21 protein-coding genes are annotated in these 23,311 nt (G+C 44.8%); 18 read left to right on the forward strand and 3 right to left on the reverse strand.

Annotated elements, in window-relative coordinates:
• Positions 1-303: 303 nt before the first annotated feature.
• Together AC1DXF_RS20270 and AC1DXF_RS20275 are read right to left on the reverse strand one after the other, a co-directional pair.
• Positions 304-927 (reverse strand): lysophospholipid acyltransferase family protein, encoded by a 624-nt coding sequence (locus AC1DXF_RS20270; RefSeq protein ID WP_477450523.1) that lies wholly within the window; start codon positions 925-927, stop codon positions 304-306.
• 3 nt (positions 928-930) lie between these two features.
• Positions 931-1,740 carry an alpha/beta hydrolase gene (locus AC1DXF_RS20275; protein WP_477450524.1) on the reverse strand — a complete coding sequence of 270 codons (810 nt, stop codon included), beginning with the start codon at positions 1,738-1,740 and terminating at the stop codon, positions 931-933.
• A 592-nt stretch (positions 1,741-2,332) separates the two neighbouring features.
• Between AC1DXF_RS20275 and AC1DXF_RS20280 the strand changes: the two genes are divergently transcribed.
• The 13 genes from AC1DXF_RS20280 (at position 2,333) to AC1DXF_RS20340 (ending at position 15,598) form a co-directional block, all read left to right on the forward strand.
• Positions 2,333-2,878: a YciE/YciF ferroxidase family protein gene (locus AC1DXF_RS20280; RefSeq protein WP_477450525.1), complete on the forward strand. Its 546-nt coding sequence runs from the start codon at positions 2,333-2,335 to the stop codon at positions 2,876-2,878.
• A gap of 386 nt (positions 2,879-3,264) precedes the next feature.
• Positions 3,265-4,320 carry an AAA family ATPase gene (locus AC1DXF_RS20285; protein WP_477450526.1) on the forward strand — a complete coding sequence of 352 codons (1,056 nt, stop codon included), beginning with the start codon at positions 3,265-3,267 and terminating at the stop codon, positions 4,318-4,320.
• Positions 4,321-4,848: 528 nt separating this feature from the next.
• Positions 4,849-5,724 carry a DUF58 domain-containing protein gene (locus tag AC1DXF_RS20290; protein ID WP_477450527.1) on the forward strand — a complete coding sequence of 292 codons (876 nt, stop codon included), beginning with the start codon at positions 4,849-4,851 and terminating at the stop codon, positions 5,722-5,724.
• Positions 5,721-6,677 (forward strand): hypothetical protein, encoded by a 957-nt coding sequence (locus AC1DXF_RS20295; RefSeq protein ID WP_477450528.1) that lies wholly within the window; start codon positions 5,721-5,723, stop codon positions 6,675-6,677. Before AC1DXF_RS20290 ends, AC1DXF_RS20295 begins: the two co-directional genes overlap by 4 nt.
• Positions 6,674-7,675 carry a vWA domain-containing protein gene (locus AC1DXF_RS20300; RefSeq protein WP_477450530.1) on the forward strand — a complete coding sequence of 334 codons (1,002 nt, stop codon included), beginning with the start codon at positions 6,674-6,676 and terminating at the stop codon, positions 7,673-7,675. The genes AC1DXF_RS20295 and AC1DXF_RS20300 overlap by 4 nt, the downstream gene beginning before the upstream one ends.
• Before the next feature lie 3 nt (positions 7,676-7,678).
• Positions 7,679-8,725, forward strand: a complete 1,047-nt coding sequence (locus AC1DXF_RS20305; RefSeq protein WP_477450531.1) for a vWA domain-containing protein — start codon at positions 7,679-7,681, stop codon at positions 8,723-8,725.
• A complete protein-coding gene (locus AC1DXF_RS20310) occupies positions 8,722-9,495 on the forward strand; it encodes a tetratricopeptide repeat protein (RefSeq protein ID WP_477450532.1) in 774 nt (257 codons plus the stop codon). Before AC1DXF_RS20305 ends, AC1DXF_RS20310 begins: the two co-directional genes overlap by 4 nt.
• 18 nt (positions 9,496-9,513) lie before the next feature.
• Positions 9,514-11,349 (forward strand): BatD family protein, encoded by a 1,836-nt coding sequence (locus tag AC1DXF_RS20315; protein ID WP_477450533.1) that lies wholly within the window; start codon positions 9,514-9,516, stop codon positions 11,347-11,349.
• 1 nt (position 11,350) lies between these two features.
• Complete coding sequence (locus tag AC1DXF_RS20320) at positions 11,351-12,112, forward strand: tetratricopeptide repeat protein (protein ID WP_477450534.1); 762 nt, start codon at positions 11,351-11,353, stop codon at positions 12,110-12,112.
• A gap of 363 nt (positions 12,113-12,475) precedes the next feature.
• A complete protein-coding gene (locus AC1DXF_RS20325) occupies positions 12,476-13,114 on the forward strand; it encodes an O-methyltransferase (protein WP_477450535.1) in 639 nt (212 codons plus the stop codon).
• A gap of 2 nt (positions 13,115-13,116) precedes the next feature.
• Positions 13,117-13,653, forward strand: coding sequence for a glycoside hydrolase family 73 protein (locus tag AC1DXF_RS20330; RefSeq protein ID WP_477450536.1), 537 nt, complete (start codon positions 13,117-13,119; stop codon positions 13,651-13,653).
• Between the two features lie 49 nt (positions 13,654-13,702).
• A complete protein-coding gene (locus AC1DXF_RS20335) occupies positions 13,703-14,563 on the forward strand; it encodes a glucosaminidase domain-containing protein (protein WP_477450537.1) in 861 nt (286 codons plus the stop codon).
• Between the two features lie 276 nt (positions 14,564-14,839).
• Complete coding sequence (locus AC1DXF_RS20340; RefSeq protein ID WP_477450538.1) at positions 14,840-15,598, forward strand: hypothetical protein; 759 nt, start codon at positions 14,840-14,842, stop codon at positions 15,596-15,598.
• 27 nt (positions 15,599-15,625) lie between these two features.
• Here the strand turns inward: AC1DXF_RS20340 and AC1DXF_RS20345 are convergent, their stop codons facing one another.
• The gene (locus AC1DXF_RS20345) at positions 15,626-16,678 is read right to left on the reverse strand and encodes a hypothetical protein (RefSeq protein WP_477450539.1); all 1,053 of its coding nucleotides are present in this window, start codon (positions 16,676-16,678) and stop codon (positions 15,626-15,628) included.
• Positions 16,679-16,814: 136 nt separating this feature from the next.
• Between AC1DXF_RS20345 and AC1DXF_RS20350 the strand changes: the two genes are divergently transcribed.
• The 5 genes from AC1DXF_RS20350 to xrtN all read left to right on the forward strand — a co-directional run bounded on the left by AC1DXF_RS20350 (position 16,815) and on the right by xrtN (position 23,276).
• Complete coding sequence (locus AC1DXF_RS20350; protein WP_477450540.1) at positions 16,815-18,335, forward strand: M20/M25/M40 family metallo-hydrolase; 1,521 nt, start codon at positions 16,815-16,817, stop codon at positions 18,333-18,335.
• A gap of 144 nt (positions 18,336-18,479) precedes the next feature.
• The gene (locus AC1DXF_RS20355) at positions 18,480-19,097 is read left to right on the forward strand and encodes a hypothetical protein (RefSeq protein ID WP_477450541.1); all 618 of its coding nucleotides are present in this window, start codon (positions 18,480-18,482) and stop codon (positions 19,095-19,097) included.
• Entirely contained in the window at positions 19,094-19,396 is a 303-nt protein-coding gene (locus AC1DXF_RS20360; RefSeq protein WP_090641804.1) for a winged helix-turn-helix domain-containing protein, read from the forward strand. Before AC1DXF_RS20355 ends, AC1DXF_RS20360 begins: the two co-directional genes overlap by 4 nt.
• 51 nt (positions 19,397-19,447) lie before the next feature.
• A complete protein-coding gene (locus AC1DXF_RS20365) occupies positions 19,448-21,946 on the forward strand; it encodes an XrtN system VIT domain-containing protein (RefSeq protein ID WP_477450542.1) in 2,499 nt (832 codons plus the stop codon).
• A complete protein-coding gene (gene xrtN / locus AC1DXF_RS20370; RefSeq protein ID WP_477450543.1) occupies positions 21,927-23,276 on the forward strand; it encodes an exosortase N in 1,350 nt (449 codons plus the stop codon). Before AC1DXF_RS20365 ends, xrtN begins: the two co-directional genes overlap by 20 nt.
• Positions 23,277-23,311: the final 35 nt, after the last annotated feature.

Here is a 23,311-nt window from a genome sequence, read left to right on the forward strand (position 1 = left end):
GTTGTGAGTTGTGAGTTGTGAGTTGTGAGTTGTGAGTTGTGAGTTGTGAGTTGTGAGTTGTGAGTTGTGAGTTGTGAGTTGTGAGTTGTGAGTTGTGAGTTGTGAGTTGTGAGTTGTGAGTTGTGAGTTGTGAGTTGTGAGTTGTGAGTTGTGATTATGTTAAATAGTTAAAACAATCTTCGTTAAGTCAACTTGCCCCTACTGCCTACTGCCTACTGCCTACTGCCTACTGCCTACTGCCTACTGCCTACTGCCTACTGCCTACTGCCTACTGCCTACTGCCTACTGCCTACTGCCTTAAAATTAGTGTTTCATGTTAATTTGGTTTGTAAGCGCCTGTTGGTGAAAATCATTAATACGTTGCTTTAGCTCGTCGAAAGTGAATTCGCCGGCTACACCGCAGTCAAATTGGTGAATATACGCGCTTGGTTTCAGGCTTTCAAAATAATCAATTAATATGCAGTGATAAACCACCTGGCAAGGCGCTTCAATTAACTGGGTTAATTTATAAACCCCTTTTTCAATATGGATATACGTTTCATGATTTGAGCGGATCTCGCCCTGGGGGCATACAACAATCATGTTCCGGCTATCCTGCAACAAACCGGCCGCATAGTTTAGCGAGGCCAGTATCTCCCGCGATCCTTTTTTGATGCCAAACAACCCTATATAACGCAGGTACCAATGTTTCATAGCCTGGTCCTGCTGCATCATGCCATGCCAGCGGCGCTTAAGGCTATCGGCGGCGCTCAGGTTGGTTAAAAAAGTTTCCCACCAGCTAAAATGATTGCAAAGCATTAAAACAGAATGACCGGGTTTGGGCTCAAACGGAATTATGTGCACGGCTTTAAAGTTTCGGCCTGTGCTTAACCTTACATAACGTAAAAACATGGCGCTCCAAAAATCGGTTTTGCGTGTAGGTAGCATAAATTAACGTATCAAATGTTCATCCAATGCTTTTGTAACCAGCCAATGCCCCATTTTAACTTCGTGTACTTTGGGATTGTTTATCATGGCAATAAAATTTTTAGCAACCGATTTTGGAAAAAGGTGGTCGCCCGTGCCAAATATCAGTGTACAATTGATGTTATATTGATTAACAAGCGCGGCTAATTTTGCCACATCGGGCCTTAGCAACTTTATCAAATTTAAAGTATAATAGGCATCAAGCCGCTTTTGTTCGGTATCTATTTCGTTATAGGCAATCTGGTAAAGGCTTTCGTCAATAACGCCAAAGGCCTTTACGGTTTTTAATATAAAGGGCGCCAGCCATTTGCTTTTTGTAGCCAGGCGGAAAAGCGGTTTCCCCAATACATGGTGTGTTAAAATATAAAAGCCGGTGTGTACGCTAAGCCCGTCGGGTGCAATAAGTATCAGGTCATCAATTAAATGTGCATATTCTTCGGCCAGTGTAAGCCCCAGGTTTGCACCTAACGAATAGCCTAATATCGAGATCCGTTGCTCTCCGTAAACCTTAAACCATTCCTGCAAATAGGTATACATCATTTTTTTTGTCATCCCGGCGCGGATCTGTTTATCTGTCCACCCATCTAAACGGCTCTCGCCATGAAAAAAATGATCGAAACCATATACGTGGTATTTAGTTAGCAACGATTTTTCGAGCACATGAAACTGCCTGCCGGTCATCCCATAACCGTGGAACGCGAGTAACGGTTTTGAGCCGGTACCATATTCATGAAAATGCACTTTGCCCAGGCCGGGCAGCTGTAAAAACCCCATTGCCGCAATAATAACAATTATAGCGGAATATATATGGCTTCTGTTTTAAAGGCAGGGAAGTGCGGTTGGCTTTTTTCGACAATAAGTTTTAAAGCTGCTAAAATTAAAAAAACACACCGTCATTGCGAGGCACGAAGCAATCCCGAGCTATGTGGGACTTAGCAAGTCGGGGATTGCTTCGTGCCTCGCAATGACGGATTTTATATTGGTAGTCAGTAACTTATAGGCATTTCATTGTAGGGTGGGGTAAAATTTCAGAAAGAGGGCGCAGCCTCGACCGGGTGAGTTTTAGCCAGCGTTTGTGCGAAATGTTTATGTAAATTCCAATACCTGATGGGTGGGTACCTGGAAATGAGGGCTTTTTATTCCCCCGAAAAACCTTGAAACGTCATGACTTAATTCCTGAAAATGTCGTAGCGTATATGGTACTATTTTCGATACACTGGTGAGTTTAAAAACTATACAAAACATTACCCGGAACACGCGTTCATTCGCTGAGGTTGTTTCATAATAATTAATATTATTGATAAATAGATTAATTGGCACTGCCTTTGCATTTAATTTTTCACATAAACTTAAAAAACATTTACTCATGGCAACTACCAAAACAAAAGCTCCTGAACAAACATTGGAGGTACAGGACTCGGCATTGAATGAACTGTTTATAGATGAATTGAAAGACATTTATTGGGCCGAAAAACATTTAACCAAAGCTTTACCCAAAATGGCAAAAGCGGCAACGTCTGATAAATTGCGCGCCGCTATTGAAAACCACTTAAGCGAAACCGAAAGGCAAATTATCCGCCTGGAAGATGCTTTTGCATCGATAGACGAAAAAGCCGTAGCTGTAAAATGCGAGGCGATGGCCGGTTTAATTAAAGAGGGCGAAGAAATTGTTGCCGAAACCGAAAAAGGCAGCATGACCCGCGATGCCGGTATTATTTCGGCCGCTCAAAAAATTGAGCATTACGAAATTGCCTCATATGGTACGCTCAAAACTCTGGCTACCGTGCTGGGCTACGGCGAAGCCGCTGAACTTTTAGATTCGACCTTGCAGGAAGAAAAAAACTGCGACAGCCTGCTTACTCAAATAGCCGAAGCCGGCATTAACCAACAATCAAAAACTGAGAAAGCCTAAAAAGCTTTCTGTCTTATAAAACAAAACGCCATTGCGCTTATAGAGCCAATGGCGTTTTGTTTTTTTAATGAAGTATGCTTAATTAAAAGGGAGGTAAGCCAAAATGGCAACCTGTTTTTTGCTGTTATTGGCATCGGTAATAATTAATGCCCTAAAACTACCTCGCAATGAGGGATATTCTTTATCCCGATAAAAACAAAAACCAAGCACCCCCTTTGTGCCTTAGCGTCTTTGCGAGAAACACCTCCGATCCCCCCAACCCGATAAAAAACCTATATTTACAGCTAACACATAAAGATTTAACAAATTTTAACAATTAAACATGGAATTTTTTTAGCAGAAAAAAGTTTGTGTGTTTAAGTTTGCTCTCGAAATAAAAAAGGTTCATGGAAGAATTTAAAAGTAGTACAGAAAATGTTTCATCGGGCGCTGTTACCGGCAGTACATCGTATTCAACAGATATCAGGGCGCTTAACGAAATGATACAACGCGAAAGCGCTTTTATCGATCTGCTTAAAATGGAGATGGATAAAGTGATCGTGGGTCAAAAATATATGGTTGAACGTTTGCTGATCGGTTTATTGGCCGATGGGCATATTTTGCTGGAAGGTGTTCCGGGGCTGGCAAAAACTTTGGCTATCAATACGCTGGCCAAATGTATCCAGGCCGATTACAGCCGCATCCAGTTTACGCCCGATTTATTACCTGCCGATTTGGTGGGTACCATGATCTACAACCAGAAGAAAGAAGAATTCATTGTTCGTAAAGGGCCATTGTTCTCCAACTTTATTCTGGCCGATGAGATTAACCGTGCTCCTGCCAAAGTGCAAAGCGCTCTGTTAGAGGCCATGCAGGAACGCCAGGTAACTATTGGCGATAACACCTTCCCATTGCCCAATCCGTTTTTGGTACTGGCTACCCAAAACCCTATTGAGCAGGAAGGTACTTACCCGTTGCCCGAAGCACAGGTTGACCGTTTTATGCTGAAGGTAGTTATCACCTACCCCGAGCGCGAAGAGGAAAAAAGAATTATCCGCTCCAGCATCCTGCCGGGCGGTATGCCAAAACCATCGCCGGTTATTAAGCCCGAAGAAATTATCCGTGCCCGCAAAATCGTTCGCGAGGTGTATATGGACGAGAAGATTGAGCAATACATTATCGATATTGTTTTCGCTACCCGTTTCCCCGAGCAGTACAAACTGGCGCACTACAAAAATCTCATTACTTTTGGCGCATCGCCCAGGGCAAGTATCAGCCTGGCGCTGGCAGCAAAGGCCTATGCCTTTATTAAACGCCGCGGCTATGTAATACCCGAAGATGTACGCGCCATTTGCCACGATGTAATGCGCCACCGTATTGGCCTAAGCTACGAGGCCGAAGCAGAAAACATCACCAGCGAAAATATTATCACCGGGATACTGAACGCGATAGAGGTACCGTAAGGAGCCTATATGCCGACAATTGCATGACGTTTATAGCATAGCGGCGAAGACTCACCCGGTCGAGGCTACGCCCGACCACCCTCTCTCCGCTTCGCGCAAAGAGGGTGAAAAAAAACAAAGGGGTTTACCCTCTATGCGGCGCAGCCGGAGAGAGGGTCGGCCAGCGAAGCGTTGCCGGGAAAATGACATTCAAATAAACGACTGTCATCCTGAGGTACGAAGGATCTATTCGTGAACTGTTCTATCGGTCATGCACAGCTGATAGATCCTTCGTGCCTCAGGATGACAGGAAAATTGGGTAGGTACGAAGGATTTAACCGTGAACTGTTCTATCGGTCATGCACAGCTGATAGATCCTTCGCTATCGCTCAGGATGACAGAAAATGAAACATGTCATGGGTAGGTACGAAGCAATGACGTGATTTTTTGTAACGAAAAATATTATTATAGTTTATAACAGAGTTTAAAAAACATACTTTTCAAAAGTCTCCCCCTTCAGGGGGAGATTTAGAGGGGGCTTCGCTTCTTATGGAAACCAAGGATCTTTTAAAAAAAGTAAGGAAGATTGAGATAAAAACCAGGGGTTTAAGTAACCACTTATTCTCGGGCGAATATCATTCGGCTTTCAAGGGGCGGGGTATGGCCTTTAGCGAGGTGCGTGAGTACCAGCTTGGCGACGAGATCCGTACCATCGACTGGAACGTTACCGCGCGTTTTAATCACCCATACGTAAAAGTGTTCGACGAAGAGCGCGAGCTTACCGTAATGCTGCTGATGGATGTGAGCGGATCTGAAAACTTTGGCACCCAGGGCCAGCAAAAGCAGGACCTGGCTACCGAGCTTTGCGCCGTGCTTGCATTTTCGGCTATCCAGAACAACGATAAAGTTGGGGTGATATTTTTTAGCGATAAGATAGAAAAATTCATCCCTCCAAAAAAAGGACGGTCGCACATATTGATGATCATCAGGGAGCTGATTGATTTTAAGCCCGAAAACAAGGGCACCAATGTAGGCGTGGCCTTAAAGTACTTTACCAGCGTTATTAAAAAGAAATGCACCGCCTTTATCCTGTCGGATTTTGTAAGCCCGGCGTTTGAAAACGAGCTGAAAATAGCCAACAAAAAGCACGATATTATAGCTGTGAGGCTTTTTGATAAGCACGAAGAAGTATTCCCCAACCTGGGCCTTATCCCGATGAAGGACGAAGAAACCGGCGAGGTGGTATGGATAAATACCGCTGATGAGGAGGTGCGCTACGCATTCAGCCTCGAGGCCCGTAACCGCACCATAGCCATGGGCGATACTTTTAAAAAATGCGGTGTTGATTTTACCAGCATCGGCACACACGAATCATACGTAAAACCATTAATGACACTATTTAAAAAACGGGAAGGCAGGAGATGATCAAATGTTTTAAATATTTCCTGGTATTGCTGCTCACAGGTACTTTTTATACCGCTTTTGCACAGGCCCCGCAGGCCGAGGCAAAACTGGATAAGGCCACCATTTTAATTGGCCAGCAAACCAAGCTTAACCTAAGCATCAGGCATAACATAAAGGATAAAATAGAGTTTCCGTCATTGGTTGATTCTATCGCCGGCAAAATTCAGATTGTAAGCAGTAAAGCCGATACTGTTTTTGATAAGCAGGATCAAAGCATCGAGACCGTTCACCGCGCATACAATATTACCGCGTTTGATAGCGGGGCTTATGTAATACCATCCTACGCGTTTAAAACCACAACAGGCCCGGTTTATACGCAGCCATTAACATTAACCGTACAAACCGTTGCGGTTGATACCACCAAGGGTTTTTATGATATTAAGCAGCCGCTTGTAGTCAATTATTCGTTTTTTGACTGGCTGCACGATAACTGGCAGTGGGTAGCCATTGGCTTTTTGGTACTGCTGATTATTGCGGGCATTATTTACTATTTTGTAAGCAGGCCTAAAAAGGTAGTAGTAGTTGAGCCGCCGAAACCCAAGGTGCCGCCGCACATCATCGCCCTGCAAAAACTACAGGAACTGCGCGGCAAGAAAGCTTACGAGCAGGATGTAAAATTATACCATATTGAGCTGAGCGAAATACTGCGCGAATATTTAGAAAAGCGCTATGGCATAAAAACGCATGAGCAAACATCCGACGAGATTTTTGCAAGCCTGCGGACGCTGGACATTGCGGACGATAACAAAAACCTGCTGCGCCAGGTATTGATACTTGCCGATTTGGTAAAATTTGCGAAAGAGAAACCGCTGCATTTTGAAAACGAACAAAGCATGGATAATGCCATCAGCTTTGTAAACAAAACCCAGCAGGCATACCAGCCACTGGCCGATAAACAAGAGGAGGGTAAATGAGCTGGTTTAGAGGAATAGAATTTGCCCACCCGGGATTTTTCTGGCTGTTCATCAGCATACCACTCATGGTGGGCTGGTATATATGGAAACAACGGCAGCTGCAGGGCAACCTTAATGTGCCTACCCTGCGGGGCTTTACGCTTAAAAAAAGCATGCTGCCAAAGTTTAGGCATAGCGGTATTGTATTACGGTCGTTAGCCTTATCGGCTATGATTGTTGCGCTGGCCAGGCCGCAATCGTCATTAAGCTGGCAAAACAGTACTACCGAAGGTATCGATATCATCATTGCTTCAGATATTTCGGGCAGTATGCTGGCCGAAGATTTTAAGCCTAACCGCCTGGAAGCCGGTAAACAAATAGCCATCGATTTTATAAAAGGCCGCCCGGATGACCGCATAGGCCTGGTGATTTTCAGCGGCGAAAGCTTTACGCAATGCCCGCTTACTATTGACCATAGCGTACTCGTGAACCTTTTTGCGGATGTGAAAAACGGGATGATAACCGATGGTACCGCCATAGGCATGGGCCTGGCAACAGCGGTTAACCGCCTGCGTACCAGCCAGGTTAAAAGCAAGGTGGTGATATTACTTACAGATGGATCAAACAATGCAGGGTCGATACCGCCGATAACCGCGGCAGAAATTGCGCGGCAGTTTGGTATAAGGGTGTATACGGTAGGCCTGGGTACCAATGGTTTTGCGCCCTTCCCCGTACAAACCCCAATGGGCATTCAGTACCAAAAGGTGCCTGTTGTAATTGACGAGGGTACCTTATCAAAAATTGCAAGCCTAACCGGTGGTAAGTATTTCAGGGCAACCAATAACGAAACACTTAAAAACATTTACGAGCAGATTGATAAGCTGGAAAAAGCTAAAATTGATGTTACCCAGTATCACAAAAAAACAGAACTGTTTTTACCCTGGGCAATTATAGCGCTGGCTTTCCTGTCGTTAGAATTTATATTAAAAAACACCCTGTTTAAAGGGGCTTTAACCTAACAGATGCTACGTTTTGCACATATAGAATATTTATGGGGGCTGGTAATTATCCCGGTGTTTATCATCGCGTTTTTGGCGGTAAGTGTCTGGAAAAAGAAAGCCATCTCGTCATTAGGAGATAAAAAGGTGGTGATGATGATGATGCCGCAGGTATCGTTATCAAGGCCGTGGATTAAGTTTATTTTCTTTTTGCTGGCTTACGCGATGCTGATCATAGGCATAGCCGACCCGCAGATTGGTTCAAGAACCGAAGAGGTAAAACGCAAAGGCGCCGATTTAATGATACTGCTTGATGTATCAAACAGTATGCTGGCGCAGGATTTGGCGCCCAGCCGCCTGGAAAACGCCAAACAAGCCATTGCCCAATTGATTGACCGCATGCATGACGACCGTATTGGCATCATTGTGTTTGCAGGCCAGGCCTATGTACAGCTGCCGATTACTACCGATTACTCGGCCGCCAAGCTTTTCCTGAGCACCATTAATACCGAGATGGTGCCAACGCAGGGTACAGCCATTGGCGCGGCCATTGAGCTGGGCATGCAATCGTTCGATTTTAAGAACGGCACGGGCAAAGCCATGATTGTGATTACCGATGGCGAGAACCACGAGGATAACGCCGTTGAGGCTGCCGCTGCTGCCAAATCAAAAGATGTATCGGTTCATGTGGTAGGTGTTGGTTCGGCCAACGGTGCGCCCATACCAATGTATGATGAGCAGGGGCACCAAACGGGATTCCGTACTGATCATGAGACCGGCCAGCAGGTAGTAACTAAGCTGAGCGAGGATATGTGCAGGGAAATTTCGGCCGCAGGCGGCGGCGTTTATGTACGCGCCAATAACTCCAACAGCGGCCTGGGCATTGTTATGGACCAGATTAACAGAATGCAGCGCAAAACGGTGGATAGCCGGTCGTTCAAGGATTTTGAAGACAGGTTCCAGTTCTTTTTGGCCATCGCGTTTGTATTGCTGCTGGTTGAGTTCTTTATATCAAACCGTAAAAACATGCGTTTAAGCGGCATTAAATTATTTGAAGTAAAAAAGCCATGAAGCAATTAACTATAGTTGTATTATTAGTACTGCAGGCTTCATTCCTTTTTGCCCAGCAGGAAAAAAGGGACATCAGGAAAGGCAACCAGCTTTACCAGGCTAAAAACTATAAAGAAGCCGAGGATAAGTATCGTAAAGCACTGGCAAAATCCAACAACAAAACAGTAGAGGGTAATTTTAACCTGGGCGATGCTTTATACAAACAAAAAAAGTTTGACGAGGCACAGCAGCAGTTTGATAAAATAGCATCCACCTCAAAAGACAAACAGGTACTAGCCAATGCTTACCATAACATAGGTAACTCCTTATTGGAAAATAAAAAACTGGAAGAGAGTATTGCCGCCTATAAAAAATCGTTGCTTAACAACCCGAATGATGAGCAAACCCGCTACAATCTGTCGTACGCCCAAAAAATGCTGAAAAAGCAACAGGACGATAAAAAGAACCAGGACAAAAACGACAAGAATAAAGATAAAGACAAGAACAAGGATAAAAATAAGGACGATAAGAATAAAGACAAGGATAATAAGGATAAAGACAAAAAAGACCAGGATAAGAAGGATCAGGATAAAAAAGATCAAGACGACAAGGACAAGAATAAACCTGATAATAAAGATCAGCAGCAACAACAGCCGCAACCCAACAATGTATCAAAAGATGATGCCGAGCGGATGCTGGAAGCCCTGAAAAACGACGAAAAAGCAACGCAGGACAAACTGAAAAATAAAAAGTTAAAAGGCGCCAGGGCCAATATCTCAAAAGACTGGTAAGCCTTATATTTATAGCACATGAAGTTAAAGTACTACATATCGTTGCTCCTGCTGTTTTGTACCACCGTGCTTTTTGCGCAGGGTGTAAAATTCACCGCCTCTGTTAATAAAACCGAAGTGGGCACTACCGAGCAATTCGAGGTTACATTTACCATAAACAGCAACGGCGAAAGGTTTGTACCGCCAAACTTTAACGGCTTTTTAGTGGTTTCGGGGCCAAATGTTTCTCAGAGCATGACCATCATCAACGGCGCGTCATCAGCAAGCATGGCTTACAGTTATGACCTTGTAGCCGTAAAAGAAGGTATCTACTCTATAGGTCCGGCAACAATTGTAGTAAACGGTAAGCAGCTGAGCACCAATCCAATTAAAATTAAAGTTTTAAAGGGTCCATCGGCAGCACAAAACAACGCGGCAAAACGGCAGCAGCAGTTACAGGACGAGGCGCAAGGGAAGGGTATTGTGGGCGGTCATTCAAAAAATATCAATAGAGACCTTTTTATAAGGGCCGATGTAAATAAAACCACCGCCTATATCGGTGAGCAGCTTACCCTGAGCTACCGCCTTTACACGCGGGTAGCGCTGGTTGGCAGCGAACTGGAAAAAATGTCGGACCAGAATGGTTTTTATAGCCAGGAAATTAAAAGCGTAAATAACCCCAATGCCGTTCAATGGCGTATTGAAACTATAAAAGGGATAAAATATAATGTTACCGAGATAAAGCAAAATATCCTTTTCCCCGAGCGCGCGGGCAACATCACCATCGACCCGATGATCATGGATTTCATTGTGAGGGAAACCGTGCCATCGGCCGATCCTTTTGATAACTTTTTTGGCGGTGGCAGTTATAATGATGTTAAATACAAAATTAAAAGCAGCCCCGTGGTTATCCATGTAAAACCATTGCCCGAAAGCGGCAAGCCAGCAAGCTTTAGCGGTGCGGTCGGTCGCTTTTCGGTAACTACTTCGGTTGATAAAACCGACCTGAAGGCCAACGAGCCGCTCAACTACAAAATTACCCTGAAGGGCAAAGGCAACCTGAAGCTGCTGAAACCAATGGCCCCCGAATTTCCGCTTGATTTTGATAAGTACGACCCAAAGGTAACCGATACCATAACCGATAATGAAAATGGCGAGTCGGGCACCCGAGTGTATACTTACCTGTTGATACCGCGCCATGGCGGCAAATTCAATATCGACCCCATCAAGTTTTCGTACTATGATTTATCGGCAGGCAAATATGTAAGCCAGCAAACCAAAGGGTTTACTATTAACGTAGCCAAAGGCGCAACCGAAAATAATGTTACCTCCCTTGGCGCCGATAAGCAGGATGTTAAACTGTTGAATAAAGATATCCGCTATATAAAAACTGATGGAAGTGATATCCGGAAAGACGACGAAGGTTTTTACGGATCGGGATTGTATTATTTCCTGCTGTTGCTGGGGCCGCTGGCATTTGCCGGCGCTTTAGTATTTGGTAAGGTGTACGAGATGAATAACAGCGATGTGGTGAAGGTAAAAAGCCGCAAGGCCGGTAAAATTGCCGCCAAACACCTGGCCAGCGCAAAAGCGCAGCTATCGGCAAATAACAAACCGGTATTTTACGAAAATGTGTTTAAAGGGTTGTATGGCTACCTAAGCGATAAACTAAACATTGCCGCCGCCGACCTTAACCGCGAAAAAATAGCTACCCAACTAAAGGCCCGCCAGCTGGACGAGCCGACTATAAACGAATTGCTGGAAACATTAGACCTTTGCGATATGGCCCGCTTTGCCCCCGTTTCGGGCATATCGGAGCAGGAGGTGTTTGAGAAGGCAAAAAATATGATCAATAACATTGAAGATAAAATATAACATGCTAAAGCGCCTGATATACCTGTTGCTGTTGATTATTGCGCCATTGCTGGCCTTTAGCGATGACGCAGGCCCCGCCCTGTTTAAAAAAGGCAATAACCTGTACCAAAAGGCAAATTATAAAGAAGCCGCGGCTGCCTATCAAAAAATGGTTGATGATGGCTACCAATCGGCCAGCCTTTACTTTAATTTGGGTAATGCTTATTACAAAAATGGCGACATAGCCCCTGCCTTGTTGTATTATGAAAAAGCCCACAGATTATCGCCCGGCGATGAAGATATCCGCATAAACATTCAGTTTGCCAATTCAAAAACTACCGATAAAATTGAGGCCGTCCCCGAGTTTTTTATCACCAAATGGTGGAATGGTTTCATCCTGGCTTTCCCGGCCAATACCCTTGCGGTGTTCAGTGTGCTGCTTTTTTTGGTGGCCTCGGGCCTGCTTATTCTTTACCGTTTTTCGGGCTCCGTGGGCATAAAAAAGGCATCGTTTTATTTGGCCTTAATTTTATTGTTGCTGGGTATCGGTACCATATTCATATCCGGCAGGCAGGCCGCCTATTTTGAGGCGCATCATGATGGTATTATCTTCAACTCATCAGTAAACGTTAAAAACGCACCCGCCAATACTGCCAAAAATGGCTTTGTACTACACGAGGGTACCAAGGTTAACATCCTCGATAAAAAATCAGACTGGGTAAAAATCAAACTCGCCAATGGCAACGAAGGCTGGGTGAGCGCGGCGGATGTGCGGGAGATATAGGAACACCATTGTTTCGCAAGCTTTTCAGGATGGATTAATCTATTGCCGGTACAGGCAAATTTAGTTGCAAAAACACTATGTGCTCAAAACTTGTATAAAAGTGTCAAAAAGTTGAATATTTTTGAAATAAAATAGCTCGGAAATGTAGTTTTATGGTATAAAACTGCCGGTTATTTTATCCGGGGCAAAATCAAAAAAGGATGGATTTTACTATTACAAGGCAAAAGAAACAGCCGCTCTTTTAATGCTTACTAATACTTAAATTACTGTAATTCAATAGTATAACTGTTCGCCCCCGAACACCCGAACACGCCTGCACAAAACCGAACACCAGATAAATATTAAATTCCGTATCTTTGTGGTATGGATATTCTCCCTATTGCCCTACAGGCATACTTAGATGACCATTGCGATCCGGAGCCGGAAGCTTTGCAGCAACTGAACCGCGAAACGCACCTAAAGGTGCTGCGCCCGCACATGCTGTCGGGCCATTACCAGGGCAGGTTACTGAGCTTTTTGAGCAAAATGGTGGCGCCCAAATGCATCCTGGAAATTGGTACTTTCACCGGCTACTCGGCCATTTGCCTGGCCGAAGGATTGGCCGAGGGGGGCATCCTTCACACCATCGAAGTGAACCGTGAAATGGAGGATATCATCAATTCACACTTTAAACTAACAAATGTTGAAAATAAAATAAAGCTGCATTTTGGGCAGGCAGAGGCCATTATTGCTGATTTACAGGCTGATATTTTCGATTTGGTGTTTATTGATGCTGATAAAAAAAATAATTTTACTTACTTTCAATTGGTTTTTGACAAAGTCAGATCCGGAGGATTAATAATAATTGATAACGTTTTGTGGAAAGGAAAGGTGTACGGCCCCGAAAATGATGCCGATACCGAGAATATCCGCAAACTAAATGACCACATAGTTGTTGATAGCAGGGTAGAAAAACTGATCCTGCCTGTACGCGACGGCTTACTGGTTATCAGAAAAAAATAATTATGAAGAAAACCTTACTGATTACCGCCCTGTTGATTTCAACAATTGCTGCTTCAGCACAAAAAAACACTTCACAATCTTATATCGAGAAGTTCAAAGATGATGCCATTCGTATTATGCACGAAACCGGCATCCCGGCAAGCATCGTTTTAGGTGTAGCCATGCATGAATCCGGCTGTGGCAACAGCACCATAGCACAAAACCTTAATAATCAGTTTGGAGTAAAAGGTGGAGGTAGTGTAGTTTTTATCAAACACAACAAAAAAGTACGTTCGGCCTATAAAAAATACGATTCGGTTTTAGATTCATTCCAGGATTTTGCCCGCATCATGACCGAGCGCAAGCAATTCAGCCACCTGGCCGATGCGCTTACCCATTACGATTATACCGGCTGGGCAAAAGGCATCCAGCGCAGCGGTTATGCCAGCAGTCGCAAATGGGCCGCACAGGTGTTAGGCATCATCAAAAAATACGATTTGAACGACCTGGATGAAAACCCTGCAACCCAGCCTAAAGAATTAGCAGAAGCTAAACAATAAAATCTTATTTTGGCATTTTAATAAATGCCTTGTATTAAGGTTTATCTGTATGCGAAAAATAAGTACTGTATTTTTAATATCGGTTGTTTTTTTTAGTTCCTGCTCGGCACGCAAAACAACATCATCACGAAACAAATCCAGGAATTCTATTTCCAACCGCGATGTACGTCGCAATAACAGCAACATCCAAAAAGCCAACAGCGCTTCTATGGCAGGCTATAAATCCCTGTCGAGTTTAGATTATATCGATCGTTTTAAGGCCATTGCCATACAGGAAATGAACCAGTATGGCATCCCCGCCAGTATTACGCTGGCCCAGGGCCTGTTTGAATCGGGTGCCGGCAACAGCGAGCTGGCCCGCATAGCCAACAACCATTTTGGTATAAAATGCACAGCCGATTGGCAAGGCAAAAGCTATTATAAAGATGATGACCAGGTGAATGATTGCTTCAGGGTATATGATAACCCCGAAGACTCGTTCCGCGATCACTCCACATTTTTAAAACGGAAAAACTACGCCAAACTGTTTGAGCTGGATAAAAACGACTATGAAGGATGGGCCAGGGGCCTGAAAGCGGCCGGTTACGCTACCAACCCCAAATACCCCGAATTGCTCATTAACCTTATTGTAAAATACAACCTTGACCAGTATGATCGCGCCGAAGGCGAGGCAGCCAAAATAAAACGCGAAGACCGTGTACTATCGCAGATTAATGACAGCATTGGCAAACCCAACACAGATACCCTTACCAAAACCAAACCCGACGATAAGATATACACCGTAAAACAGGGCGATACACTATACAACATATCTAAACGTTTTGGTATAACTGTCGACGAGCTAAAAGCGTTAAACAGTATACCCGATAATAATATACACATCGGGCAAAAACTGGTAGTTGTTAAGTGAAGAGAGAGTCAAGAATCAAGAGTCAAGAATCAAGATAAGGCAAAAATCGCTATGGTGGGTTGTAAAATCCGGCGATGCTAAGGGATAGGTTAGGAGCAGGTGAAGACTTACGAAGTTTTTAAAACTTTGTAAGTCTGGGAGTTTTACAGCTCGTCAATGCCACTAAAGATTAAATATCCCGGCAAAAGTCTTAACTCTTGATTCTTCCTCCCCTAAAAGTTAATTGTTGTTAAAAACATGGCTAATTAAAGCCTAACGTTTATTTTTGGCGCCACAATGAAATTATGGTTGTTCCTGTTTTTCTGCATGTTAACTGTTCCGCTTTTTGCACAGCAAAAGCAGGTAGAGGGAATTGTGTTTGATAAAGACAGTAAGGACCGTATTGCCAAGGTAAACATAGTTAATGCCACCACCGGAAAATCTTTTTATAACAACCTTAAAGGCGAATTTACAATAGATGCACAGCCCGGCGATGTGCTGATATTTACGAAGCCCGATCATTACAGCGATACCCTGAAGGTGCAAACTAATAACGCGATGGCCGTTTACATGAAGCGGTCGGCAATTATGCTTAGGGAAGTATATATTCGTGATACCGCGCTTACGCCCGAAAAGCAATTTGCGGCCACCAAGCGCGATTTTACCAAAATTTACGGATCGGAATATAGCCAAAGTCTTTTGTCGGTTGCGCCGGGTCTGGGAGCAGGCATAGGCATTGATGCGTTGTACAACGCCTTCAGCCGCAGCGGCCGCAATGCCGCCAAATTGCGTACCACTATTGAGGAGGATTACCACCAGCGCGAGATTGACTTCCGCTTTAACCGGGCGTTTGTGGCCAGCGTAACCCGGCTTAAAGACCAGCAGCTTACTGATTTTATGCAGCGCTACCGCCCCGGCTACTTCCTGGTAAAAACCGCCACCGATTATGAGTTTATCACTACCATAAAAACAAACTTACGCCGTTTTTTGCGCTCGTCGCGTAAATCATCGTATACCCTGGCGCCATTAGTTACACCCGGGGTAACCAATAACTAAAGGAATTGGCAACCGGAACAGAATAAATTAAATCTTTTTAAATTTAATCACGTTATCCTGTTCCCAAACGCAAAGCATCTTGTTTCCGGCCAGTAATATGGATTTTAAAAAAGCCCCTTTGCCTACCATGATGGCGTTTTTATCGGCCATGGATACAACCTTTAACGTGTCGTTGTTCTGAAATGAAATTATAGTTTTAGTACCGACCGCGGCAATAGTGCAGTTTCTTCCTTTGCCAATAAGCGTCTCTGAACCACCCGGCTGCGCGTAAAAAATATCGCCCTTGCGTTGCCAGGCAGTATGGATTTTATCGGTGCCGTCAATAACAACACCGCCACCATCCATCGGGCAGCCATTAAGCGGCCAGGTGCCGGTACCCATTTTTTGCGCCGGTTGAAAAACCCTGCCGCCATTTACTGATTTGGTTACATACAAATCTCGCGAACCATTCAACCAGTTTCTGAACATGATGGCCACTTCCTGGCCATGTACCGCTATGTTGGGCTTGCAACACTCGCACACATGCCCATCCGGTGATTGATAGGCCAATATATTTTTTGACCATGCGTTAGTTTTGGCCATTAGTTTTGAAAAGTAAACCTGGTTGCGCTGCTCTATCCGGGTATCCAGCCAAACGGCATAAAAATTATCTTTTTTATCTGCCGTAATGCCCATCAGTCCTTCGGGCGCCGATTGGTTAATGTCATTTATTACACCAATCTTTTCCCATTTTGAAGAGGAATGTTTTAACCGGAACCAGTGGATATTACCCAATTTGTCCATTGCGGTTATTACCGAGTAATTATCCGAACTGGCCAGCTGCGGGCCTCTCGACATGCCCAAATGCATGTTTGCCACATGGCCTACCAGCACCGGTTTTGAAAACGACACACCCTGGTTGGCAGATGTCGCACAAAAAATATTATCCTTATCACCAAATACCACCCGGACGGTGCCTTTATTATCGGCGCTAACCTGTGGCTGGCTTCCCGTTGATATAGTGCCTTCTGCCGCAAGGGCTTTAATGGCTGGCGCTAATAATATAATCCCCATGAGGATTGATAGCAATGCTTTTTTCATAGTTAGCGTTTAAATGGGTACGGTTTAACTTAGCGGTTTACAGTTGTTTTAATAACGGTATGGCGTTATTAAGCATGTCAAATATATCCAAATGATTGAACATATAATTTGCTTATATTGGTCTTTTACCATCACTATGAAAACAAATACCTGTTTTATCGCCCTGATGTTTTTCGGGGTTCAACTACTATCCGCCCAAACTAATCAGCAAAAAATAAATACGGCTATAAAAGCAAATCAACAAGAAATTTTTGACGAATACCTGGACTTTGTAGCTATCCCTAATGAAACAGTTGATTCGGCTAATATCCGGCTCAACGCTGTATTTGTTAAAAACATGCTGGAGAAACGTGGCGTTAAAGCCGAACTGCTTACCATTGCCAACGGCAACCCAGCCGTTTTTGGCGAGGTAAAAGTGCCGGGGGCAACCAAAACCATCGCTTTTTATGCCCACTATGATGGTCAGCCGGTAAACCCCAAACAGTGGGCGCCCGGTTTAAAACCATTCGACCCGGTTTTTATTACTGCGCCAATTGAGCAGGGCGGCCACATTGTTAACTATAAACGCGGCGATGCCATTGATACCAGCTGGCGCCTGAGTGGCCGTGGCAGTGCCGATGATAAGGCCGGTGTAATGTGTATTATAAACGCTTATGACGCACTCATAAAAAGCAAAATAAAACCGGGATGCAACATCAAATTCTTTTTTGAGGGCGAGGAAGAAAAAGGCTCGCCAAAGCTTGCTGAAATATTCAGAAAGTATAAACCAAAGCTCACATCCGACCTTTGGATTATTTGCGATGGGGCAAGGCATCCATCGGGCAAAAATATAGTGGTATTTGGTGTAAGGGGCGATGTAAACATGTGGCTTACTATTTATGGCCCTAAACGCCCCCTGCATAGTGGCAACTTTGGTAACTGGGCACCAAACCCCGGCCTGGCTATGGCCAAATTACTGGCAGGAATGAAGGATGATGACGACCGTGTAACCATTAAAGGTTTTTATGACGATGTAACCCCGTTAAGCCAAAGTGAAAACGATGCACTGGCCAAAGTACCGCCGGTTGAGCCGGGTTTAAAAAGAGAACTGGGTATAGCCCGCCCCGAAGGCGGAACACGCCCGCTGGTGAATGCATTTATGCTGCCAACACTTAATATTAATGGCATGGCAAGTGGCAATGTTGGCAAACAGGCATCAAATGTAATCCCGGTGAAAGCCGAGGCCGTGCTCGACCTGCGCCTGGTACCCGGCAATGATATGGACAGGCAAATTCAAAAAGTAACCGACCATATACGCGCCCAGGGCTATTATGTTATAGACAAGGAACCGACCGACCTTGAAAGAACTACCTACCCCAAGATTATCAAAATAACCCACGACGCCGGTTACAATGCACAACGTACGCCGCTTGATTTGCCGATAGCGCAAGCTGTTGTAAAAGCCGTTCAGGGTACAGTTGATTATCCGGTGGTGCTTTCGCCAAGTTCGGGCGGCAGCTTGCCCCTGTTTATTTTTGAACGGGAATTAGGCGCGAAGGTTATCACGGTGCCATTAGTTAATTACGATAACAACCAGCACGCCGAAAATGAAAACGTAAGGGTGAGCTACCTTTGGCAAGGCATAGCAACCATGGCCGCGGTGATGCAAATGAAATAGCAGGTATGAAGATACTTCGATTGTTAATTAAAACCATATCACAATCACAGAGGCTTATATATTTCTCCCCTTCAAAAAATATTTCCCGCCATCCCCTTGTATTTCTAAAATTAATACATAGCTTTGAAAAACAAAGTGCTTTTAATGAAAGATCAAGACATTCATGCAGAATTAAGCTCTATCCGGGACCTGATGGAGCGGTCGGCCAAATTTATTTCGCTGAGCGGCCTGTCGGGCATTATGGCGGGTATTTATGCTATTATCGGGGCAGCGCTTGGGCGCATGGTGCTTAAAGAAGAGTGGGCGGCGCTTGCCCGTAACCATTATGTGGATGAATACCTTGTTATTGCCAAACTGTTTTTCATCGCCCTTGCAGTATTGATATTTTCAATCGGGACCGGTATCTGGCTGTCTATCCGTAAAGCAAAAAAGAACGGGCAACCCTTTTGGAATACCGGGAGCAAGCGCCTGCTCATTCATATGGCTATACCTTTGTTGAGCGGTGGGTTATTCACGTTTATTTTAATTTATCGTGGTTATTACGGCATCGTTGCGCCGTCTACACTTGTTTTTTATGGGTTGGCGCTGGTTGCAGGCAGTCATTACACCTATTCTGGTGTAAAAGGCTTGGGGATATTGGAGATTTTATTAGGTTTGCTTTGTGCATTGATGCCTGGCTACGGTTTAATTTTCTGGACGGTAGGTTTTGGTTTGCTCCACATTATTTACGGTACGGTAATGCATTTTAAATACGATAAGTGAAGATCTCGTTAGAACAATTTGATAAAGCCTTTGAAAACCGGATACGCCTGCAAATTATGAGCGTACTGGTTGCCAATGAAAGTTATGATTTTAATGCGCTTAAAGAGTTGCTTAACCTTACCGACGGCAACCTGGCATCGCACCTGAAAGCGCTGGAAAAGGAAGAATACATCCAGGTGCAAAAAAGTTTTATTGGCCGCAAGCCCAACACCAAATACCTTGCATCCGAGAAAGGCCGCGCCGCATTCAGGCTGCACCTGCTTGCCCTCGAAAATTTAATAAAGCAGCAAAAGCTGTAATTTTTTTATCCATGTACTTTGTATTTCAAAGTTCTTTTAAAACAATAAAAAATGAAAATCCTTAAAGCAATTTTATCCGAAGACAGGGTGATTAAAACCGGGCTGGTGCTGGTACTGGCCTCGGCTGCCTTGTTTGGTATTACCGAAACCAGCTTGTTTGAACTGAATGATGGCACTGCCTTTGGCGCGTTTTTTATCAACTATGTATTTTCTGTAACCTATTTTTTTGTTGTAGTGTTTAAACGACCCAAGCGGCTGGCCTACTGGGTACTGCTTTTTATGCTTTGGTTTATCAGCGCGTTTGCTTTAAACTGCAGCATGAATGTGTTTGATATTTCGGTGCCCTGGCTTTGTGTAGTTATTTGCCTATCGTGCATAGCTTTAATGCTGTCCTTGTTTATGGACCAGCTGAACAACGCTATTAAGCACCTGGTAATGTTTTTGCTGGGATCGGCCTTTTTATTGTTTGTTTATTACAGCCTTTACCTTACCTCCATGTATATTATGGGCCTCGTAGCCGCCATAGCCATCGGCATCTCGCTGCATGTTTTTGCGCCGGTTGCATTGGCTGTGGTTACTTTTATCATAATTAAACGGAATGTGGCAGGCAGCCGGTCGTTAAAAATGGCGCTTACCGCGGGTGTGCTTGTCCCGGTTTTAGTTTGTACACTATTTATATGGCAATGGCATAGCATCAACAAACAGGTTAACCTGGCCGTTAATCACAACACTTTGGCCGAAGGTAAATTACCGTCGTGGGTGGTTATCAGTCAAAATATTCCTAAAAACAGCATTGCCGAGCGCATCATTAAAGCCAACCTGGTTTACAAAACCGTAAGCCTGCAGGAAAACTGGTTATGGAATACCAATTTTCATAACGCATCTTTCGACGAACCTTTAAAGCATGATCCGCTTGTGGTATTGGCCAGCCTGTTTTGCGGCCAAACCAATTTAGAGGAGCACGAGCGCATCAAAATATTAGAGGCCATGTATGATGCACGGCACAAGGCGCAGGACAGGTTGTGGAGCGGCGATAAACTGAAAACCGCATCGGTAGTAACCAATGTTAAAATATTCCCCGAATACCGGCTGGCTTATACCGAAAAGACCTTGTTTATAAAAAGCAGTGAAACCAATGCCTGGTGGCCCAGTAAAGAGGCCATTTATACCTTTCACCTGCCCGAGGGTTCGGTTGTGAGCTCGTTATCATTATGGATAGATGGCAAGGAGGCAAAGTCACGGTTAACTACCAAGGCCAGGGCCGATTCGGCCTATAAAACGGTGGTTGGGGTGGAGCAGCACGATCCGTCGGTAATTCACTGGCAGGAAGGCAATACCGTGAGCGTACGGGTTTTTCCGGTTACCCCAACCGAGGCACGGAAGTTCAGGATAGGCGTCACCAGTCCACTCAGGCAGCAGGGAGCGGAACTGGTTTATGAAGGTATTTATTTTGACGGGCCGCCGGCCATTGGCGCCGATGAAACCATACAAGTTGCCTTTTCAAAGAAGCCCTCGCTGTTTAGCCTGCCCGGATTTGATGAATTGACAGAAGGCGTTTTTACAGCCGACAGAAAATACCGGGCCGATGAAGAGATCGCTTTTGAAGCACCGCCGCTGGCCAATGCGTCATTTACCTTTGCCGGGGCAGGCTACAAGCTGGAAAATTATAAACCACAGTACGCTGCTTTCGACCCGGCAGCCGTGTACCTTGACTTGAACAGCTCCTGGAATATAACCGAATTTGATAGCCTATGGCAGGCCATCAAAACAAAAAAGGTGTATTACTACGACGGCGAACTAAAAAAAGTGACGGAAGAAAACAAGGCCGAAGTATTTGCCAGGGCGCAGAAACTGAATTTTAGCCTGTTCCCCGTTAACGAGATTAAAGATGCCGAAAAGGCCTTACTAATTACCAAATGCCCCGATATTTCGCCCAACCTGGGCGACCTGGACGATTCAGAATTTCAGCGGCGGCTTACCGCCTACCTGGCAACCGCGAAGCCCGTGCGGATGTTCAATATCGGCACCGGGCTTACGCCGTACTTAAAAGCTTTAAAAGAAATGCGGGTGTTTATTAATGATAGCGGCGAATTGCCAGCCTTGTTAGATAAACTTAACCAGCACCGGTTCATTCAATCGCAGGAAGATGCCGGGCATGTGGTGTTGGACCAATCGGGCCTTATCATTACTCAAACTGCCGATACCGCAAAAGGGAATGCACCCGATCATTTGTTGCGCCTGTTTGCCTATAACGATATCATGAAAAAGGTTGGTCCGCATTATTTTGATAAAACCTATGTGCAGCCGGATATCATCCGGGAGGCCGAACAGGCTTACATCGCCTCGCCGGTATCCAGCCTCATCGTGCTGGAAACACAGGCCGATTATGAGCGTTTCGGCATCGGTGAAAATAAGGATAGTCTTAAAAATGCCTCCATGAAATCATCAGGTGCAGTACCCGAACCTGGCGAGTGGTTATTGGTGCTGATAGCACTTGCGGTGATTAACTTTTTAGTATACCGCGCCAAATATGCTAAGCAGGATATTTAAGCGGCCCTTTGCGGGTTGGCAAATGAGCAACAACCGTTTGCTGATAAACGGTTGTTGCCTGGTATATATCGTCATCGCCATAAAATTACTTTCCATTTATTTTTTGTGGGATGCCAATCTGTTACTGGGCATAGCGCTTGCACCCTATATATGCCGCATAAAGCATGGGGAATATTCCATGCGGTACTTTTTACCTGCCTTGGTGTTTAGTGTTACAGCGCTTATTTTCCCGGTTAAAACCACGCTGTTTGTCGCCCTGTTGTTTGCCGTACTATTGTTTTTTGAGAATTTTAAAGGGCAGGTGAGCCTGGTTCTGTTTTTTCTGCTATTGCTGGTTTCGCCGTTGTTTACGCACATCAGCAACGCTATCAGCTTCCCTATCAGGATCTGGCTGAGCGAGGTAGTGGCCGGCATTTTAAGCATGGGTGGAATTACGGCACATGCATCGGGCAATATCATTGAACTTAACGGCGCCGAATTTTCGGTAGACCAGGCCTGCGCGGGTTTGCACATGCTGTCTACGTCGCTTATTATATGCCTTTTTGCAATAGCCCATTGCCAGCGCCAAACAGTTAAACAGCTTGGTTTTATAAAAATTGCGCTGCTGCTGGCGCTCACCTTTTTGCTGAATATTGCTGGCAACCTGTGCCGCATTATGCTGCTGGTACTGTTTAAAATACCTCCTGATAATGTTTTTCATGACATAACCGGCATTATTTGCCTGTTGGTATACGTAATACTCCCCTTGTTGTGGCTGAGTAATTTTTACCTGAAAAGGTCGGCAAAAGTTGAGATGCACCCGCGCCGGAACCAGCTGATCCGGCTGGTACCTGATGAGGTAAGGTATCCTTTTATTCATTTGATATTTGCGGCAGCGCTCATCCTCGTCACATTCAATTTAAAAAGCATGGATGAACTGAGTAAAAAAGGGGCTGATGCGGTAACCCTAAGCGGCTACAAAAAGCAAGTGTTGGAAAGCGGCGTGATCAAGTTTGATAAACCCAGCCAATTGGTGTACCTGAAGCCCACACCCTTTTACGGCCCCGAACATAACCCCATGATTTGCTGGCAGGGCAGTGGATACAATTTTACCAGCATTTGCAAGCAAACCATAGCCGGGCGCGAGGTATATTCGGGCATCCTTACCAAAGGGGCGGATAAGATTTACTCGGCCTGGTGGTTTGATAATGGCAGCCTTAAAACCGTTAGCCAGCTTGAATGGCGATGGGAAGCAGCCAAAGGCAGTAAACCATTTTACCTGGTGAATGTAAACGCAACGAGCGAAGCTGGATTGGTAAAGGCGGTTGTGGGGTTGCCAGGGATAAATTAAAAAATAGCAGGGGGACTCTTCATGGTTTTTCCAAA

It is taken from the genome of Mucilaginibacter sp. P2_A5, assembly GCF_056404995.1.

Coding starts and splice junctions, on each gene's coding strand:
- AC1DXF_RS20325 (WP_477450535.1), top strand. CDS start 12,476: ATGGATATTCTCCCTATTGCCCTACAGGCATACTTAGATGACCATTGC.
- AC1DXF_RS20270 (WP_477450523.1), bottom strand. CDS start 927: ATGCTACCTACACGCAAAACCGATTTTTGGAGCGCCATGTTTTTACGT.
- xrtN (WP_477450543.1), top strand. CDS start 21,927: ATGCTAAGCAGGATATTTAAGCGGCCCTTTGCGGGTTGGCAAATGAGC.
- AC1DXF_RS20330 (WP_477450536.1), top strand. CDS start 13,117: ATGAAGAAAACCTTACTGATTACCGCCCTGTTGATTTCAACAATTGCT.
- AC1DXF_RS20300 (WP_477450530.1), top strand. CDS start 6,674: ATGAGCTGGTTTAGAGGAATAGAATTTGCCCACCCGGGATTTTTCTGG.
- AC1DXF_RS20285 (WP_477450526.1), top strand. CDS start 3,265: ATGGAAGAATTTAAAAGTAGTACAGAAAATGTTTCATCGGGCGCTGTT.
- AC1DXF_RS20350 (WP_477450540.1), top strand. CDS start 16,815: ATGAAAACAAATACCTGTTTTATCGCCCTGATGTTTTTCGGGGTTCAA.
- AC1DXF_RS20305 (WP_477450531.1), top strand. CDS start 7,679: ATGCTACGTTTTGCACATATAGAATATTTATGGGGGCTGGTAATTATC.
- AC1DXF_RS20290 (WP_477450527.1), top strand. CDS start 4,849: ATGGAAACCAAGGATCTTTTAAAAAAAGTAAGGAAGATTGAGATAAAA.
- AC1DXF_RS20340 (WP_477450538.1), top strand. CDS start 14,840: ATGAAATTATGGTTGTTCCTGTTTTTCTGCATGTTAACTGTTCCGCTT.
- AC1DXF_RS20310 (WP_477450532.1), top strand. CDS start 8,722: ATGAAGCAATTAACTATAGTTGTATTATTAGTACTGCAGGCTTCATTC.
- AC1DXF_RS20335 (WP_477450537.1), top strand. CDS start 13,703: ATGCGAAAAATAAGTACTGTATTTTTAATATCGGTTGTTTTTTTTAGT.
- AC1DXF_RS20295 (WP_477450528.1), top strand. CDS start 5,721: ATGATCAAATGTTTTAAATATTTCCTGGTATTGCTGCTCACAGGTACT.
- AC1DXF_RS20365 (WP_477450542.1), top strand. CDS start 19,448: ATGAAAATCCTTAAAGCAATTTTATCCGAAGACAGGGTGATTAAAACC.
- AC1DXF_RS20280 (WP_477450525.1), top strand. CDS start 2,333: ATGGCAACTACCAAAACAAAAGCTCCTGAACAAACATTGGAGGTACAG.
- AC1DXF_RS20320 (WP_477450534.1), top strand. CDS start 11,351: ATGCTAAAGCGCCTGATATACCTGTTGCTGTTGATTATTGCGCCATTG.
- AC1DXF_RS20345 (WP_477450539.1), bottom strand. CDS start 16,678: ATGAAAAAAGCATTGCTATCAATCCTCATGGGGATTATATTATTAGCG.
- AC1DXF_RS20275 (WP_477450524.1), bottom strand. CDS start 1,740: ATGGGGTTTTTACAGCTGCCCGGCCTGGGCAAAGTGCATTTTCATGAA.
- AC1DXF_RS20315 (WP_477450533.1), top strand. CDS start 9,514: ATGAAGTTAAAGTACTACATATCGTTGCTCCTGCTGTTTTGTACCACC.
- AC1DXF_RS20355 (WP_477450541.1), top strand. CDS start 18,480: ATGAAAGATCAAGACATTCATGCAGAATTAAGCTCTATCCGGGACCTG.